This is a genomic window from Propioniciclava sp. (assembly GCF_029977985.1).
Taxonomy (GTDB): Bacteria; Actinomycetota; Actinomycetes; order Propionibacteriales; family Propionibacteriaceae; genus Propioniciclava.
The window spans coordinates 1-1270 of record NZ_JARKOT010000263.1; the positions used below are offsets into that span (position 1 = coordinate 1).

A 1270-nucleotide genomic window follows, 5' to 3' on the forward strand; every position below is an offset into this window, starting at 1 on the left:
ACGGGCCAGCTCGACCTCTGGATGGACCCCCAGCGGTGCCTGACCCAGAGCATCAAGTGCTTCAGCTACGACGCGACCCTGAAGACCGTCATCGGCCACCAGGACAGCTTCGGCTCCGGCGACAACGCCAACGACCACCACTTCCACTACGGCTACTTCCTCTACGCCGCAGGCGTCCTCGGCCTGGAGGATCCCGCTCTCGTGACCCGCTACGCCACCGTGGCCAACGCCCTGGTCGCCGACATCGCGAGCCCCTCCGACACCGCCACGACGATCAAGCGGCGCTCCTTCGACGACTGGCGCGGCCACTCCTGGGCCAACGGAACCGGCGGCGGCTTCGACGGCAACGACCAGGAATCCACCTCCGAGGCCGCCAACGCGTGGGCCGGGCTCGACTTCTGGGCCCGCGCCTCGGGTGACGGCGCCATGTCCACCCAGGCCACGTGGATGTTGAGCAACGAGGCGGCCACCGCCGCCGCCTACTGGTGGACGCCCTACCGCACCGGCGCCTTCGACAAGACCATCGTCTCGATGATGTTCGCCGGCAAGACCGATTACGGCACCTGGTGGTCGCCCGATGCCAGCGACATCCTCGGCATCCAGGTCATTCCGATGGGGCCCTCGCAGCTCGCCTACCTGTCCGCCCTCGGCCGCGACGTCATCACGCCCGCGTTCGACGCCGTCCTCGCCTACAACCCCCAGGTGACCGGCCGCAGCCACCTCATCGACTGGAACATCATGCTGCTGTCCCTCGTCGACCGCACCCGCGCCCAGTCCCTCGCCGCGCAACTCGTCCCGAGCGACATCGACAACGGCAACACGCGGGCCTACCTGTACGCCGTCGTCGCCTCGGGCAAGGCCACGGACGCTGCCGTGCGGCCGGGCCCAGGGGTCCCCTCGCCGACGCCGCTGCCGACCACCAGTCCCACCGCCAGCCCGACACCCACGGCGTCCACCTCGCCGACGGCCGCCCCGGTCGGCGACCCGTACGCCGGTTTCGCCGCGGTGACCGGGCCGATGGCCAACGGTGGTGCGATCACCGTCCGGCTCGACTTCGGGGCGGGCGGGTACACCGATGCCGCTCTCACCGTCGCCTCCGGAGCGACAGGGGGCGTGTCCGGGCTGGTCGAGATCCGCGACGGTGGGGCCACGGGCCGTGTTCTCGGCAGTCTGGCGGTGGCCAACACCGGCGGCTGGGATGCGTGGCGCACGATCCCGCTCAACGTCGACCGGAACCTCACCGGAGTGCGTGACATCACCCTCACGTTCA

At 70.4% G+C, this 1270-nt stretch carries 1 protein-coding gene; it reads left to right on the plus strand.

Annotation, left to right across the window (positions count from 1 at the left end; all coding sequences use genetic code 11):
• Nucleotides 1-1270, plus strand: a 1270-nt coding sequence (locus tag Q1K57_RS14155) for a glycosyl hydrolase (protein WP_300083718.1), incomplete at both ends; no start/stop codon positions are given.